The sequence below is a fragment of the Streptococcus sp. XMC genome (genome assembly GCF_021341835.1).
In the GTDB taxonomy this organism is placed as follows: Bacteria; Bacillota; Bacilli; order Lactobacillales; family Streptococcaceae; genus Streptococcus.
In genome coordinates this window covers 193172-210203 of record NZ_JAJTNQ010000002.1, presented here as the reverse complement: position 1 = coordinate 210203, position 17032 = coordinate 193172, and the positions used below count along the sequence as shown (strand labels likewise).

The 17032-nt window shown below is 46.8% G+C and carries 8 protein-coding genes; all 8 read left to right on the top strand.

Features of this window, described 5'->3' with window-relative positions; translation table 11 throughout:
- The first annotated feature begins 62 nt into the window (after positions 1-62).
- The 8 genes from LXO72_RS05875 (at position 63) to LXO72_RS05840 (ending at position 17030) form a co-directional block, all read left to right on the top strand.
- Positions 63-7067, top strand: a complete 7005-nt coding sequence (locus LXO72_RS05875; RefSeq protein ID WP_233331795.1) for an Ig-like domain-containing protein — start codon at positions 63-65, stop codon at positions 7065-7067.
- A 104-nt stretch (positions 7068-7171) separates the two neighbouring features.
- Positions 7172-10861, top strand: a complete 3690-nt coding sequence (locus LXO72_RS05870; protein ID WP_233331794.1) for an alpha-L-fucosidase — start codon at positions 7172-7174, stop codon at positions 10859-10861.
- A 231-nt stretch (positions 10862-11092) separates the two neighbouring features.
- Positions 11093-11551, top strand: a complete 459-nt coding sequence (locus LXO72_RS05865) for a CtsR family transcriptional regulator (RefSeq protein ID WP_048716682.1) — start codon at positions 11093-11095, stop codon at positions 11549-11551.
- A 7-nt stretch (positions 11552-11558) separates the two neighbouring features.
- Positions 11559-13988, top strand: a complete 2430-nt coding sequence (locus LXO72_RS05860; RefSeq protein WP_233331793.1) for an ATP-dependent Clp protease ATP-binding subunit — start codon at positions 11559-11561, stop codon at positions 13986-13988.
- An 11-nt stretch (positions 13989-13999) separates the two neighbouring features.
- Entirely contained in the window at positions 14000-14488 is a 489-nt protein-coding gene (locus tag LXO72_RS05855; RefSeq protein ID WP_233331792.1) for an ECF transporter S component, read from the top strand.
- The gene (locus LXO72_RS05850) at positions 14469-14873 is read left to right on the top strand and encodes a DUF4430 domain-containing protein (protein ID WP_233331791.1); all 405 of its coding nucleotides are present in this window, start codon (positions 14469-14471) and stop codon (positions 14871-14873) included. Before LXO72_RS05855 ends, LXO72_RS05850 begins: the two co-directional genes overlap by 20 nt.
- 161 nt (positions 14874-15034) lie before the next feature.
- Positions 15035-15769, top strand: coding sequence for a hypothetical protein (locus tag LXO72_RS05845; RefSeq protein WP_233331790.1), 735 nt, complete (start codon positions 15035-15037; stop codon positions 15767-15769).
- 202 nt (positions 15770-15971) lie between these two features.
- A complete protein-coding gene (locus tag LXO72_RS05840) occupies positions 15972-17030 on the top strand; it encodes an AAA family ATPase (protein ID WP_233331789.1) in 1059 nt (352 codons plus the stop codon).
- Positions 17031-17032 lie beyond the last annotated feature (2 nt).

Below are 17032 nucleotides of genomic sequence, written 5' to 3'. Positions count from 1 at the left end.
TTTTTTGCAAACGCATTTTAGAAAGCGCTTACATTATTAAAAATCCCAAGAGGAGGTTAAATATGGGAAAGTCTTTTTTTGAAAAGCGCAGTGTATTTAGTATTCGCAAGCTCGCGGTTGGAGCTTGTTCTGTATTAATCGGTGTATCTTTTTTTGGAGCTCCATCTGTCTTAGCTGAAGAAGAAGGAAGAGCTGTAACAGAAGAGGAGATGACAGCTACAAGGGAAGCGTCAGAGGTGACGAATGGAGAAGTTGGGACAAGTGATAAAGCTTCAACAACTTTAGAGGCGCCTGCTGTGATTACTCCTGAAAGAAATGAGAGCGAAATCGAAAAGCCACAGGTGGAACCTCAAACAAGTGAACGTTCTGCTGGGGCTACTGAAGAGGCTACCAAGGATCAAAAACAAGTAGCGGAGGACATGGTGCAAGATCGCGAACGAGACTTTAACAAGGACTGGTATTTCAAGTTAAACGCAGCTCCTGGTGCAGAAGGTCGCCAGGTGGATGTCAAAAACTGGAAAAAATTAGATTTGCCACACGATTGGTCAATCTTCTTTGACTTCGATCACAACTCTCCTGCTCAAAATGAAGGGGGGCAATTAAACGGTGGGGATGCTTGGTATCGCAAGACCTTCCGTTTGGATGATAAAGATCTAGATAAGAAAGTCCGCTTGGAATTTGGTGGAGTTTACATGGATTCCAAAGTCTATGTAAACGGACAATTTGTGGGTCATTATCCAAATGGCTACAATGCCTTTTCTTATGATATTACCCCTTATTTGAATGCGGATGGAAGTGAAAACACCATCGCGGTTCATGTGGTCAACCAACAACCAAGTAGTCGTTGGTATTCTGGAAGTGGGATTTATCGTGATGTCAAACTCAGTGTGACGGATAAGGTCCATGTAGCTAAGTATGGGACTACCATCACGAGTCCAAAATTAGAAGAACAACAGAATGGGGCAGTCGATACTCTTGTGAAGAGTCGTATTGTCAACCAAGATGATCAAGCCCACAGTATTTATGCGGAATACGAAATCGTCGATCAAAATGGTCAAGTGGTCAGTGAAAAGGTGCGCAGTGAAGTGCAATCTGTTTTAGCTGGTCAAGAGATCAACCTGTCTCATACCCTTCATGTTGAAAAACCAACCCTCTGGGATGTCAAAACCAATAACCCAGCCCTTTATACTCTGTATACACGGGTCTATCGGGATTCGCAATTGGTCGATGTGCAAAAGGAACGCTTTGGTTATCGCTTTCTCAACTGGACACCAGAAGGTGGCTTCTTCCTTAACGGAGCGGCTACGAAATTCCATGGTGTTTCCCTTCACCATGATCATGGAGCCCTCGGAGCTGAGGAAAATTACAAGGCTGAATACCGCCGTCTCAAACAGATGAAGGACATGGGGGTCAATGCCATCCGGACGACCCACAACCCAGCGAGTGAACAAACCCTGCAAATTGCGGCTGAGTTGGGCTTGATGGTCCAAGAAGAAGCCTTTGATACCTGGTATGGTGGCAAGAAACAATACGATTACGGTCGATTCTTTGAAAAGGATGCAACACATCCAGAAGCTCGTAAAGGGGATAAGTGGTCTGACTATGACCTTCGGACCATGGTAGAGCGAGGCAAGAACAATCCTTCTATTGTGATGTGGTCAATCGGTAACGAAGTCGGTGAAGCAGATGGATCTGATAAGTCTGTCGCAACCGTTCGTCGTCTCGTCAAGACCATCAAGGAAGTGGATGCAACCCGCTATGTCACCATGGGAGCTGATAAATTCCGCTTTGGTGATGGTTCAGGAGGCCATGAAAAGGTAGCCGCAGAGCTCGATGCGGTTGGTTTCAACTATTCAGAAGCCAACTATGAAAGCTTACGGGCCAAACATCCAAACTGGCTCATTTATGGTTCGGAAACCTCTTCTGCAACGCGGACACGGGGCTCTTACTACCATCCTGAAAGAGAATGGGTCGGAAGCAACCAAGAAGACCGCCACTATGAACAATCAGATTACGGCAATGACCGGGTTGGTTGGGGTCGGACAGCAACAGCCTCTTGGACCTTTGACCGTGATCATGCCGGCTATGCAGGGCAATTTATCTGGACAGGTACCGATTATATCGGTGAGCCAACACCATGGCACAACCAAAATGACACACCTGTAAAAAGTTCTTATTTCGGTATTGTCGATACTGCCGGCCTTCCAAAGAATGATTTTTATCTCTACCAAAGTCAATGGTTGTCAGCTGAGAAACATCCAATGGTCCATCTCTTACCACATTGGAACTGGGACAATCCAGAATTAGCCAATCGTGTCATGGATGAAGAAGGTCGGATTCCTGTTCGTGCCTTCTCCAATGCCCACAGTGTGGAATTGATTGTCAATGGGGAATCACAAGGAGTCAAGACCTTTACCAAGAAGACCACAGCAGATGGCCGGACTTACCAAGAAGGGGCAAATCCGGATGAACTCTATCTAGAGTGGTTGGTTCCTTATGTGCCAGGTAAGGTGGAAGCTATTGCCCGCAACGAAGCAGGAGAAGTGATTGCCCGCGATCAGATTGAAACAGCTGGGAAGCCAGCCGGTGTCCGTTTGTTGAAAGAAGAACACGCGATTGCAGCGGACGGCAAAGATTTGACCTATATTACCTACGAAATCGTCGATGAAGCAGGCCGTGTGGTTCCAACTGCCAATAACTTGGTGCATTTCCATCTGCATGGGCAAGGCCAAATTGTCGGTGTCGACAACGGGGAACAAGCCAGCCGTGAACGCTACAAAGCACAGGAAGATGGCTCATGGCAACGTCGGGCCTTTAACGGCAAAGGGGTTGTCATTGTCAAATCGACTGAGCAAGCAGGTGCCTTTACCCTGTACGCAGCCTCAGACCGCTTGCAGTCAGACCAAGTCAGCCTCTTTACTGGGAAGAAGGACCAGGAAGAACGCTCTGTCTTGGGAGTCGAACCGGTTCGGACTCAAGTGTACTTGGGACAAAATCCTGAACTTCCAAGTCACGTATCTGTTGTTTATAGCGATGGCAAGGCTCAAGAAGAAGCCGTTGAATGGGATGTGGCAGACTATAGTCGTGCTGGCCAAGTCCGTGTGACCGGTCATATTCAAGGACGGACGGTCGAAGCTCTGGTCGATGTGATCGGTGTGGAGCAAGTTCTTCCAGTCATCAAACAAATCCCACAGGGAGCAGATCTAGCGACAGTGGATAAGACTGTGCAATTGGTCTTCACAGATGGCCGGACAGTTAGCTATGAAGTTGATCAATGGACCTTGGAAGCTGGTCAAGAAGATCAGTTGTCCACACCAGGAGCACGCTTGAAAGCGACAGGACTCCTAGGCAATGGGGAAGCCGTCCAAGCGACTCTAGTGGTTGCAGGAGGAGATGTAGCCAAGGCTAAGAAACCAACCGTGCAACTAGATGGAGTAGCTCTTCCAAAATTTGGTAGTGGCAACCATACTATTTTCCGCCCATTGGCTTATGGGCAAGAGCCTGGTCAAGTCACAGCAAGTGCAGAAAATGCCCAAGTGACAGTCTTACAAGCTAGCCGTGAAAATGGTTTGAAAGCTCAAATCTTTGTAACTGCTAAGGATACGGGAGCAGTACAGACCTATGTGGTACAATTCCAAGAAGAAAGTCCACAGATCCAGCGCCTAGAATTGCGTCTGCCAGAAGGGCAAGAACTCAAGGAAGATCAAACGGTGCCACTTGAAGTCATTGCTCATTACCAAGATGGCAGTGTGGCTAGCCTCCAAGCAGATCAAATCGATGTGGCAACAACAGCTGGTAGCCAAGGAAAAGCAGTCGCAAGCAAGAAAGGATTGGAACTAAGGGAAGCAGGATTGGTTCATTTAGAAGCCAACTTCCAAGGACAAACGGGAGAAGTCAGCTTTACTATCACGCCAAATCCAGAAGAAAAGACAGTTGTGAAGGTGCGTCCTGTACGGATTAGTACAGATCGAAACGTGTTGCCAGCTCTTCCAGAGACAGTCTTGGTTGAGTATGACAAGGGATTTCCGAAAGAAAAACGCGTGACCTGGGATGCCGTAACAGCAGATCAAGTTAAGGATTACCATAGCTTTACTGTCACAGGTCAGGTAGAGGGTGTGGAAAAAGAAGCCCAAGCCCAAGTCACAGTTGAAGGCATTATCGCTGTAGAAGAAGTCAGCACCACAACTCCAGTCGGTGAAAAACCGGCACTTCCAGAAAGCGTGCGGACTTATCACTCCAATGGTAAGACCTATGCTGCTAAGGTAGCCTGGGATGCGGTCGATCCGCAACTCTTGGCCCAAGAAGGAGAAGTTGTTATCTCCGGTCGTGTAGAAGGAACCAACCTTCCAACCCGTCTCCATATCCGTGTTTCCGCAAACACAGTCAAGGGAGCAAACGTAGCAGAACAATGGACAGGCTCAGTCTTGCCACTTGCTTTTGCAAGTGACTCTAATGATGCAGATCCAGTTGCTAAGGTCAATGATAAGGTCATCTCCTTTACCGATGCTCCAGCTAACCGTTGGACCAACTGGGGCCGTGACAATGCGGAAGATTCTGTCGGTATCTTGTTTGGAGATTCTGGTATCTTGACCAAGCGAGCAGTGGACAATCTCCATGTTGGTTTCCATGAAGACCACGGCGTTGGAGCTCCAAGTGAATACGTGATTGAGTACTATGTAGGGGAGCAAATCCCAACAGTACCAAGCAATCCAAATCGCGTCAAAGACGAAACAGACCATCCATTTAACAACCCAGCCAACTGGAAAGAAGTCAGCAACCTAAGTGTTCAAGAAGCAGTGACAGCTGGCAAGATGAATCATTTCAGTTTTGATAAAGTCGACACCTATGCCGTTCGTATCCGCATGAAGACACCGGAAGGTAAACGTGGAAGCTCTATTTCAGAGATTCAGGTATTTGCCAATAAGGTTGCGGCAGAAGAAAAGAGCCAGGTGACCATTCGTGTCAATGGTGAGGTTTTGCCAGGGGTCAATCCAAGTGTGACCGATTACTATATCGATGCGCGTGATCGGGCTTATCCTCAGGTGGAAGCGACAGCTAGTCATCACGGTCTTGCAACAGTTGTGCCAAGCGTCCATGAAGGTGAGCCAATCCGTGTCATCCATAAAGCAGAAGATGGTACTATCTTACAAGAATACCGCCTCCATCTCACAAGTGATGCTAAAAAACTGAAACAAGCTGCTCCAGTAGCAGTAGAAGCAGGTAGACGTTTTGTCAAAGTCGGTCAAGATCTGGCTCTACCATCTACAGTAGGTGTCTACTTCAAAGGGAATACAGGTTACGAACGCAAGGAACTTACGGTGGAATGGCAGGCTATCCCAGCTGATGCACTTTCTCATGAAGGCAGCTTCACGTTAGAAGGAAAAGTCCTCGGCTATGATCTGATCGCTCATCTGACCGTCCGGGTGTCCGAAAAAACCGGAGAAATCCTCTCTGTGAACCGTGACTACAATGCAGAGGATACCAGAGCATTTGCCAGTGAAACCAACGATCTCGATCCAAATCAAATCGACTATATCGATTACATCAATGATGGTGGCTACAACGAGTACTACCGTTGGACCAACTGGAAGAGAGAACCGGATCAAACCGAAGTGTTTGCTGGTCTCATCTTCAAGAAAAATGGTCAAGTAACAGAGCGTTTGGTTAATAAAGTAGCGGTCGACTTCTTTGCAGATCAGGAAACCGGTCTGCCAACTAAGACGGTTCTTGAACGCTACATTGGTCCAGACTTTGATGTCCCAGATGATTATGGCAATCTGAAGAATCTTCCAGATCATCCATTTAACCAGGCCTCTAACTGGGAAGAAATTCCTTACAGCTTGGATTATGCCTTTGAGCCTGGTTATATCTCTAACCTCAGCTTCAACGAAACCAGAACGAAAGCCATCCGTTTAAGAATGGTCCGTGATGAAAATCTAAAAGGAATTGGAATCGTTGAATTGAGTGCCTATGCTCCAACTGAAGAACCTAATGCAACGACGGATGTCTCAATCCAAGTAAATGGCAAAGAGTTGGAAGGGTTCAATCCGGATGTGACGGATTATCATCTAGAGTATGAGGGAGAACGTCCAATCGTTTCAGTACAAGGCAAGAATGGAACAGTCGTTACGGTCGTGGATGCTAAAAGTGCCAATGCTCCGGTTCTTGTCAAGGTTGTCTCAGAAGATGGCAAGCTCGAAAAAGTTTATCAACTTTCTCTATCCGCAAAAGCACGTACAGGAACAGCTATTCCTGAAGATGATGTGAAGAATTTGGTCCATACGAAGCCAGAACTCATCATTGAGGCAGAGGAACTTGATTTTGCGCGTGAAGAACGTCCAAATGATAGCTTGCCGAAAGGTGAGAAGAAGCTGGTGCAAGAAGGCCAAGTAGGACGCAAGCTCCATCTTGTAGAAGTATCACAAGAAAATGGAGTGGAATCTCGTAAGGAAGTTGATGCTTTTGTCGAGGTAGAACCAGTAGTAGAGATCACAGAAGTCGGCACCAAGGAAGTTCCAGCGGAAAATCCTAGTGACAAGCCAACGCCAACTCCAGAAGATCCAACCAACAAGCCAATCCTTCCAGCTACAGCCGTTCCTGAAGAAGGCGTGAAGAACTTGGTTCACAATAAACCAGAACTTGTCATTGAGGCAGAAGAGCTTGCATTTGCCCGCCAAGAGCGACCAAATGATCAGTTGCCGAAGGGTGAACAGAGAGTGGTTCAAGCAGGACGCAAAGGTCGTCAGCTTCATTTTGTACAAGTTTCTCAAGAAAATGGAGTTGAGACTCGTACGGTGATTGACAGTCTGGTCGAGTCAGAAGCTCTAGCAGAAATCATCGAAGTCGGTACCAAGGAGTCTCTTGCAAATCCTCAAGCACCATCATCCTCAGTAGTCTCAGACTCACATGGGGAAGGGGTAAAAGTAGCTACGACTTCTGAGCAAGCTTCCTTGCCACATACAGGATCAGAAGAAAGCGTCGCAAGCCTTGTTGCAGGTCTCCTAGCAGCAGGACTTGCCGGTGCTGTGCTGGATGATCAGAAAAAAAGAGCCGATAAGGCCAAGTAAAAAGCTGGATAAGCCAGCAACTATACGGTGAAAAGTTCACAGGTAACAGAAAGAGGATGGGGGAGTCTCCACCCTCTTTACCTGATGACATAAAGGAATGGAATATGGGAAAAAGATTAGTTGATAAGAGAAATCGATTTGGCATTCGCAAACTCTCAGTAGGGGTTTGCTCTGTAGTCGTAGCGACTTGTTTTTTAGGAGTCACTACCAGTTATGCAGAGGAACAAGCTGAGAGGAATGAGACTCGTGAAGAACGGGTCGAAACCAGTGATGTCGAGCATCAAGGGGAGGAGGAAACAGCTGTGAAAGAACACCAAGAAGAATCAGAACCTTCCTCACCCGTAAGGAGTGAGAAAGAAAATCGAGCAGTCAGCCAAGGGACAGAAGCAACCCAACCAGCCACTTCTCTAGATGAGGAGCCTGAAATTGCAGACTACGGACCGCTTCCTAGCAAGGCCCAAATGCAATACCACCGCGAAGAACTGGCAGCCTTCATCCACTTTGGGATGAACACCTACTACGACCGTGAATGGGGAGATGGGCAAGAAGATCCTTATTATTTCTATCCAGAGCATCTGGATACCGATCAGTGGATCAAAACCCTGAAAGATGCTGGCTTTAAACGAACTATCATGGTCGTCAAGCACCACGATGGTTTCCTCCTGTACCCTTCTAAATACACCGACCATACCATTGCCAAAAGTGGTTGGAAGGAAGGGAAAGGCGATGTCCTAGCCGAGGTTTCAGCTTCTGCCAGCAAGTATGACATGGACATGGGGGTCTACCTCTCGCCTTGGGATGCTCACAGCCCACTCTACCATGTGGATACAGAGGACCAATACAATGAATACTATCTCAACCAGCTTAAGGAAATCCTTGAAGATCCAAAATATGGAAACAAGGGCAAGTTCGTAGAAGTCTGGATGGATGGAGCGCGCGGCGATGGGGCTCAAAAGGTTACCTATACCTTTGACAAGTGGTTTGAAGCCATTCGCAAGGCCCAAGGGGACATTGCCATTTTCTCAGCTGAGCCGACCAATGTTCGTTGGATTGGAAATGAAAAGGGGATTGCCGGAGATCCGGTTTGGCAAAAGGTCAATCCAGATAAGATCCGCAACAATCCATCCAATAGCTACCTCAATCACGGGGATCCAGAAGGGAAGCAATACTCAGTGGGAGAGGCTGATGTTTCTATTCGCTCCGGTTGGTTCTACCATGACAACCAAGAGCCTAAGTCCTTGCGCGAATTGATGGACATTTACTTCAAATCGGTCGGTCGTGGGACGCCACTCTTGCTCAATATTCCACCCAATCAAGATGGGAAATTTGCGGATGCCGATGTGGCCCGTTTGAAAGAATTCCGCCAGACCTTGGACCAACTCTACAGTGTGGACTATGCGGCAGGAGCTTTGGTCGAAGCTGACTCGACACGACGCAATGCTCATTACTCAGCCAGCCATTTGACGGATGGAGATGAAAAGACCAGTTGGGCACCTGCAGATGATGCCAAGACCGGCTCTTTTGTCCTGGATCTTGGAAAAGAGCAACATTTTGATGTGGTAGAGCTCAAAGAAACCATCGAGAAAGGCCAACGGATTTCTGGCTTCACTATTGATGTGGCAGTGAATGGGCAATGGGTTCCTTTTGGGGCTGGTTCAACCGTAGGATACCGCCGATTGATCAAAGGGCAACCAGTTGATAGTCGCTATATCCGGGTGTCCATCACCGATGCCCAAGCTACTCCAATCTTAAACGGTGTCTCTGTCTATAAGACCCCAGCTAGCATTGAAGAAACCGATGGCTATCCGCTTGGTTTGGCCTATCATTCTGACCGGATTGCTGACCGAGCCAATAGCCAATGGAATGAAGAGGGAGAAGGCGTTCGAGGCACCTCTATGTGGACCAAGGAAAAGGGAGCTTCCGTGACCTATCAGTTTGAAGGCACCAAAGCCTATGTCGTCGCAACTGTCGACCCTGGTCATGGAGAAATGGATGTCTATGTCGATGGCCAAAAGCTAGCGACGGTTAATACCCAAAGTCCAACTCGGAAACGTAGCCAAAAGGTTTATGAAACACCAGATTTGAAAGCAGGGGCTCATACCTTGACCTTGGTCAATAGCAAGGGAGATGCGATCGCAACGGAAGGGATTTATGCGCTCAATAACCAAGAAAAGGGTCTCTTTGAATTTGCTCAGCCAACCCTAGCCGTTAAGAAAGGCGACCCAGCGCAAGTCGTCGTCAAGAGAAAAGGTGGCTCTAAAGGAAGCGCTAGTCTTAAATTAATCACAGAACCGGGAACAGGGGTTCATGGCAAGGTCTACAAAGATACCAACGTCACTCTTGAGTTCGCAGATGGCGAGACGGAAAAAACAGTCCAAGTCCCAACCCTTGATTTTGCAGGAAAAGCGACCGATGTCTATGACTTTAAGGTCAAATTGTTGCATCCGGATCAAGGAAGTCTAGTCGGCTTTATTCCAGAACTGACAGTCCAAGTAATGAACGAGGACCTGCTTCCAGAAAATCGCAAAGAAGTAGATGACCAAGATCCAAAACTGCACTACAGTGAGGGCTGGCACCACGAGACAGACAATCCAAACTTCTCAAATGGAACAGAATCCTGGTCGAGCTTTAACCAAGTGACCGATGAGGAAGGCAAGAAACACATTGAAGTGACCATTACCTTTAAGGGCACAGGTGTGGAGGTTCGAGGAGTGGTTGATCCAAGTCATGGACTCTACAGCGTCACCCTGGATGGAAAAGAAATGGCCTTCGAGGAAGGTCGTGGCCATGATTATGAGATCGAAGGTGACCATTACTTCAGTGGCTATGGAGACCAACGCAAACTCGACCAGAGTTTGGTCAATCTACAAGGTCTAGCAAAAGGCTACCACCAGCTACGCTTGCACCTGGATCCAGCCCTCAATGACCCTCAGTCATCCAGAGCCATCCAGGTAGACCGATTTATCCTATCAGGGAAAGATAGCCAGTTGCTCAGTCAAGAAGAGCTGCAACAGATCATCAGAAAAGGAGTAGAAAAGATCAAGGCTACTTCTCTCGAACGCTTGAAAGCAGACCTCAAACCGACGGTTCAAGGACAATTGACGGATTTGACTCAGTTGTTGGATCAAGAGCGCCCAGATTTGGTTGCTGCAGCGAATCAAGTAGAAGCCCTTGCAACCATCTTAGAAGATGCTCGCAATTATGAACCGCTGATGCAGACACGCCCAGACGAAGGTGTTCGGGATTTGATTCTTGAAAAACCAGAACTGCTCATCGAAGCGGAGGAGATTCCATTTGAGAGTCAAACGCGTGAAAACAAGGATTTAGCCAAGGGCGAAAGCCGGATCCTTCAAGCAGGGAAGGTTGGACGCCGGCTGAAATTGATCGAGGTTCGACAAGAAGAAAGCAAAGAAATTCGGAAAGAAGTCGATGTCTTTGTCGAGGTGGAGGCCCGGGACCAGATCACAGAAGTCGGAACAAAGGAAGTGGAAGAAAGTCCTATTATTCCCGAAGTACCGCTACCAACAAGTCCAAGTGAAGACTCACAAGAAACGAAACCGCTCCTTCCACCAGAAGATAAAAAAGAAAGTGGAATTTCTCGGCTGTTGACACCGACGGCTTTGAAAGAAACTCCTCTTTCTCCTGTGGTAGAAGCTGTAACTCCGGACCCTGTGCCGTCCCAAGAAAAACTGCCACAGACAGGATCAGAGAAGGCAAGTTTCTTAGCCTGGATCGGACTACTCGGCTTAGGCTTCTTAGGCGGAAGAGTAAAATTCGCTCGTCGGAAATCCTAATGCCCCTTCTAGAAGAGGTTAGCAATGGCTAGCCTCTTTTTTGGCCTCCTTCTGGCTACCAACAAGGGGTCTTCAGATTCTATCTCGACGTAGTCTTTGCTTTATTTACAGGCGCAAAAATTGTATAATAGTCAGATAAGGTCAATAATGACATCATGGATGATGAGACCATTTTTGATCCTCTGAAAAGCAGAGGGCTCATCTAGAATGAAAAGGTTAGAAAGGAGCATCATGGCAAGTAAAAATACATCAGATAGCATTGAGGCCTATATCAAGTCGCTACTGGCTCAAGCAGGCATCGCAGAGCTCAAGAGAAGCGAATTAGCGGATGTTTTCCAAGTTGTTCCTAGTCAAATCAATTATGTGATCAAGACCCGCTTCACCGAAAGTCGAGGCTACATCGTAGAGAGCAAGCGTGGAGGCGGAGGGTACATCCGGATTGGCAAGGTCCAATTTTCAGACCAACACCAGATGCTAAAAGAGCTTGGCGCAAGTATCGGGGAACAAATCAGTCAGACTGTTTTTGGCGATATCCTTCAAATGCTATTTGAAGAAAAACTCCTTACAAAGAGAGAAGCAGAGCTTTTGTCAGTGACGACGACAGACGAGGTTCTGGGAAGTGAAGCCCATCGCTTACGAGCCAATATCCTACGAAAAATTATCCAACAAGTCGATAGAAAGGGAATGTAATCTCCTTATGAACTATTCAAAAGCCCTATTAGAAACGATTGAAGCCGCTCAAATCTTGGCGGGTCATTTTGAGTCTCAAACGCTAGATACCTGGCATATCCTAGTAGCCCTAGCCAATAATCCTTATAGTGTAGCTGGTTCCGTCTTAAGTGACTATCCTATGCAGATTGATGATTTTCAAGATGCGGCGGAGCACATCACGGGCCAAGTCTACCAACGGGATGGCCGCTATGAGGTATTTCCTTTTTCTTTCCGTGTCGAAGAAATCATGAACCGGTCCCAAGAGATTGCCCAGGCAGTCCATGCCAAAAGTCTTGGAACAGAGCATGTCCTCTTGGCGCTCTTACTAGAGCGAGGAACTTTGGCTTCTCAAGTATTGGAGTATGTCGGCTTCCGCTATGATGATCAGGAAGAGGGTATTAAAATCGTCGAGCTTCGTAAGAGCTTGGAACAAAGAGCAGGTTGGGACAAGGAAGCTGTGAAAGCTATTCGTTCGCTCTATCGGGCCCAGCAACCAAACCGTCAAACCATGGGAAATATGATGGGCATGCCGGCCTCTACCAGTGGTGGTTTGGAAGACTACACCCGAGATCTGACAGAAATGGCTCGCAATGGTAGTTTGGAACCGGTGATTGGCCGGGGCCAAGAAATCTCGCGGATGATTCAGATTTTGAGCCGCAAAACAAAAAACAATCCGGTCCTCGTTGGAGATGCGGGTGTCGGAAAGACTGCTCTGGCTTTGGGCTTGGCCCAACGGATTGCCAGCGGCGATGTTCCAACGGAGCTGGCTAAAATGCGGGTCTTAGAGTTGGACTTGATGAATGTTGTCGCAGGAACGCGGTTCCGTGGAGATTTTGAAGAGCGGATGAACAACATCATCAATGACATTGAAGAAGATGGCCATGTCATTCTCTTCATCGATGAGCTCCATACCATTATGGGATCTGGATCAGGGATTGACTCCACCTTGGATGCGGCCAATATCTTAAAGCCTGCCTTGGCCCGTGGAACCTTACGGACCGTAGGGGCTACTACGCAAGAAGAATACCAGAAACACATTGAAAAAGATGCCGCTTTGTCACGCCGCTTTGCTAAGGTCTTGATTGAGCAACCCTCTGTCGCAGATAGCATCGCGATTTTACAAGGGCTCAAGAAGACCTATGAGCGTCACCACCGTGTCCATATTACGGATGCAGCCATTGAGACAGCTGTTGTCTATGCCCATCGGTATTTGACCAGTCGCCTCTTGCCAGACTCAGCTATTGATCTTTTGGATGAGGCGGCAGCGACCGTGCAAAACGAGGGACCTCAAGCGGGTCTTCAGTCCGATTTGACAGCTGCCGATCAGGCCTTGCTCAAGGGACAGTGGAAAAAAGTTGCTCAGCTACTAAAAGAAGACGCCAGTCCGAAAGGTTACCAGCTAGAAGTCAAGGAAGAGGATATCCTGAAGACGCTCAGTCAGCTTTCTGGCATTCCTGTGGAAAAACTAACCCAAACAGCGGCTAAGAAATACCTGGAATTAGAAGCGGAACTTCATAAGCGCGTGATTGGTCAGGATCAGGCAGTCTCAAGTATCAGCCGAGCGATTCGTCGCAATCAGTCTGGAATCCGGTCTCACAAACGGCCAATTGGCTCTTTCCTCTTCCTTGGTCCGACTGGAGTCGGAAAAACCGAGCTCGCGAAGGCCCTTGCAGAAGTTCTCTTTGATGACGAGTCCGCTTTGATTCGCTTTGATATGAGTGAATACATGGAGAAATTTGCGGCCAGTCGTCTCAACGGAGCCCCTCCAGGCTATGTCGGTTATGAAGAAGGGGGTGAGTTGACGGAAAAAGTCCGCAACAAACCTTATTCAGTCCTCTTGTTTGATGAGGTGGAAAAAGCCCATCCAGATATCTTTAACGTTCTCTTGCAAGTATTGGATGACGGTGTCTTGACCGACAGCAAGGGACGCAAGGTAGATTTCTCCAATACGATTATTATCATGACCTCAAACTTGGGAGCTACCGCTTTACGAGATGATAAGACGGTTGGCTTTGGAGCTAAGGATATTTGCTTTGACCAAGCCAATATGGAGAAACGCATCTTTGAAGAGTTGAAGAAGACCTATCGACCAGAGTTTATCAACCGTATTGATGAGAAGGTTGTCTTCCATAGCTTGACCAGTGACCAAATGCATGAGATTGTCAAGATTATGGTGAAACCATTGGTTCAATCTCTAGCAGAGAAGGGCATTACTCTGAAATTCCAAGCGTCTGCCCTTAAATGGCTGGCGACTCACGGATATGATCCAGAGATGGGAGCACGTCCTTTGCGCCGAACCATTCAGACCCAGGTGGAAGACTACTTGGCAGAGATCCTCCTGAGAGGAGAAGTGGCTGAAGGGCAAACCCTCAAGGTAGGTGTCAAGTCTGGTCAGCTTAACTTCACGATTGACTAGGAGGATATGCAGTGCCTCTCAAACGCTTGACCCGAATCACCCTCTTAGCAGCCCTCTGTGTGGTGCTGAGACAAGTCTTTGCCTTCTTGCCCAATGTCCAACCCATTAGTGCCATTTTCTTTTTACTAGTGCTATTTGAAGACTGGCAATTTGCCTGTTTGGTGATGGCGGTCACCATGTTTACCTCGGCTTTTCTCTTGGGGATGAGTCCAGTGGTGCTCGCTCAGATACTGGCCTTTGCCTTTCTCTTGACTCTTTGGCGGGGGCTTTATCGCCACTTGTCTTTGGAAGTCCAAACCCTGGTGGCCGGCATTTTATCCTTTCTCTACGGGATGTTGATTGATAGTGTTTATGCTGTCCTCTATCACATGCCTTGGTGGACCTACGCACTGGTGAATGGCTTTAGCTTTAACCTAGCCCACGCCCTTTCCACCGCCTGTTTTTACCCTCTACTTTATGTAGTATTTAGGAGATTGTATCATGAAAAAAACACTTTATAGCTTCTTTGCTGTCCTAGCAGCTCTTGTATTGGTCAGTTGCGGACAAAGCACACCATCGACTACGGAAAGCTCAGCTTCTAGCTCACAAGTAGCCAAAGAAAAACAAATTACCATTACAGTCAGTATCGCCCCTGAAGGCCAAGAAGCCCAAAGCAAGACCTTGAAGGTTGCTGAAAAAGCCAACCTGATGGAAGTCCTGAAAGCTAACTACAAGATTGAGGAGAAGAGCGGCCTCATCACCTCGATCGATGGCGTCACCCAGGATGAAAGCAAGGGACTCTATTGGATGTACGAGATCAATGGAGAGATGGCACCAAAAGGGGCAGCAGAAACGACTGTCCAAGATGGAGATACCATCGAATTTTATCAAGAAGTTTATCAATAAGAAAAAGAGTGAATGCTTGGAGTAGGGCTCCATTTGTTCACTCTTTTTTTGAAACTAGTTTCTATTTTTATAAGACTTGTAAATCCTCTTGACTTCCCTATAGATGAATGTTACAATTACATTACAAAATGTAACAAATGTTACAAAAGAGAGGTATTGCCATGAAAACGAAAGGAACCTTATTTAGTCTATCTACCCTTGCTCTAACAGCTGCTCTTCTCTTAAGTGGCTGTGGATCAGAAAAGAAAAAGGAAACCAGTCCATCTTCAACTAGTAAAATTGCGCAAGTGAAACAAAGCTCTACTAGTAAAAAAGAAGAGAAAAAGACTGCAAGCAAAACCACACAAAGTCAACAAAGCGCTGATGTAGCACAAACTCCTGCCATCGCTTCGAGCGAAACACAAGCGAGACAAGAAACTCCGGTGACACCAAGACTTCCAGAAGCCAATCAAGGCCTGGCCCCAAGTCCTAGCAAAGAAATGAAACCAGCAGTGACCCCAGCACCAGAAAAACAAAAACGTCCTAGCTTGGAGGAAGGTCGCACAAGCGCCAAAGAGCAAGCCTCTAAGACAGAGAACCCACGCTATAAAGGTGTCTTGAGCTATGCCTCAGGAGATTATTCAGGAGCAGCAGGTAGTTGGACCGACGGTCGTGATACAGGCGTAAGCATCGGACAAGGTGGACAAGTAACCATTCAAACTCCGGGTGGCGATGCAGTGGGCTATACAATTGGAAGTTATGAATACAACTTGGATCAAGGCCATTACCATGCTGGCTTGATTTCCGCCCAAGATGGATCTGCGGCTAGCTTGGATATAGTTGTCGGTCAAGATGGTCAAGTGGCAAGTGTTCAAGTGACAGAAAATGGCCATGCGCATGCCTTGGTTCGGGAATAATGGCTCGCCAATGAGAAAATTAAAAAAATGATTGAAATCAGAGATTCAATTCTGTATAATAACATACAGAGTTGAATCTTTTTAATTTTTATTTTATAAAAATATATTTTTTTATAAAAAGGTATTGACAGATTGAAATTATAGTTTATAATAAAATCATAAGCAAAACATGTTTTGACATTATGATAAAGGAGCCAGTTAGATGAAAGAAAAAGTGGCAGTAGTATTTGGAACGTTTGCCCCCCTTCATCAAGGGCATATTGATTTAATTCAACGGGCAAAACGCCAATGCGACCGCGTTTGTGTGATAGTCTCTGGTTACAAAGGTGACCGAGGAGAAGAAGTTGGCCTTCCTTTGCAGAAACGTTTTCGTTATATTCGAGAAGGTTTTTCAAATGATGAACTTACCCAAATTTATAAATTAGACGAGACAGAACTTCCTCGCTATCCATTAGGATGGGAGCCTTGGTTGAAAACAGCCTTAGAAACCATTCAATATGATGCAGAGAGTGAAGAGCTTATTTTCTTCGTTGGAGAGAAAGCTTACCAAGAGGAGCTTGAAGCGCGAGGCTTTCAAGCGCACCTACAGGAGCGTCAGTTTGGGATCTCAGGGACCCTCATCCGGGAAAATCCCAGCAAGTATTGGAAATACATTGCGCAACCCTTCCGCCGTCAGTTTACCAAAAAGGTCCTCATCATGGGGAGTGCTAGTAATGGGAAGACGACCTTGGCAAAAGATTTGGCCCGCTTCTATGATGCACCAGTGAGCTTAGAATATGCTCGCGAGTACCAGATTAGAAACAATGTACGGGATGATGAGCTGACACCAAAAGATTACTATTACCTCTTGTTGGGGCAATACGATCAGACTTCTAAATTAATCGATAGTAGCGCCAATCGAGGGCTAGTGATTGCGGATACGAATTCGCTAGTGACCAAGGGCTATTACGACTACTATATGGAAGTAGAAGGCCCAGAGACCAGTATGACGGATACTTTTGACAACCTCTTTGTCAGTATCCTAGCTAAGGAAAAATGGGATCTGATTTTATTTGTTCAACCCATTGGATCCTATGTCAATGATGGCTTCCGTGATATGACCATGGCAGATGATGAAATTCGCAACAGTTTTTCAAATCACCTGGATCACCTCCGCCACCAATACCTCTCGGATATCCCTACAGCTTATCTCGGGCAAGACTACTTGGGGAATTACGAAGAAGCGAAGCGTGTCATCGATACGATTTATCAAGCTGATTAAAG

What these genes read in the sequence shown, in the direction of transcription:
- LXO72_RS05875 (WP_233331795.1), top strand. Translation starts at nt 63, where the DNA reads ATGGGAAAGTCTTTTTTTGAAAAGCGCAGTGTATTTAGTATTCGCAAG.
- LXO72_RS05870 (WP_233331794.1), top strand. Translation starts at nt 7,172, where the DNA reads ATGGGAAAAAGATTAGTTGATAAGAGAAATCGATTTGGCATTCGCAAA.
- LXO72_RS05865 (WP_048716682.1), top strand. Translation starts at nt 11,093, where the DNA reads ATGGCAAGTAAAAATACATCAGATAGCATTGAGGCCTATATCAAGTCG.
- LXO72_RS05860 (WP_233331793.1), top strand. Translation starts at nt 11,559, where the DNA reads ATGAACTATTCAAAAGCCCTATTAGAAACGATTGAAGCCGCTCAAATC.
- LXO72_RS05850 (WP_233331791.1), top strand. Translation starts at nt 14,469, where the DNA reads ATGAAAAAAACACTTTATAGCTTCTTTGCTGTCCTAGCAGCTCTTGTA.
- LXO72_RS05845 (WP_233331790.1), top strand. Translation starts at nt 15,035, where the DNA reads ATGAAAACGAAAGGAACCTTATTTAGTCTATCTACCCTTGCTCTAACA.
- LXO72_RS05840 (WP_233331789.1), top strand. Translation starts at nt 15,972, where the DNA reads ATGAAAGAAAAAGTGGCAGTAGTATTTGGAACGTTTGCCCCCCTTCAT.